The organism is Cryobacterium sp. 10I1 (genome assembly GCF_035019805.1).
GTDB classification, from domain to species: domain Bacteria; phylum Actinomycetota; class Actinomycetes; order Actinomycetales; family Microbacteriaceae; genus Cryobacterium; species Cryobacterium glucosi.
On the sequence record NZ_JASJVF010000687.1, the window covers coordinates 1 to 236 of the forward strand.

Below are 236 nucleotides of genomic sequence, written 5' to 3' on the forward strand. Positions count from 1 at the left end.
CTATTCGTCGGCAGCGTCAGATGTGTATAAGAGACAGCTTCGTGACGACCAAGGTGTGGAACGCCGACCACGGCTACGACAGCACCCTGCGTGCCTTCGACGAGAGCCTCGGCAAGCTCGGGCTCGACTACGTCGACCTGTACCTGATCCACTGGCCGGCCCCGCGCCAGGACAAGTACGTCGACACCTGGCGGGCCCTCGAGGCGATCCGCGCCGACGGGCGGGCCCGCTCGATC

1 protein-coding gene is annotated in these 236 nt (G+C 66.1%); it reads left to right on the forward strand.

From position 1 onward, the window contains the following. Positions 1-236, forward strand: a 236-nt coding sequence (locus tag QN345_RS20345; protein ID WP_323509274.1) for an aldo/keto reductase, incomplete at both ends; no start/stop codon positions are given.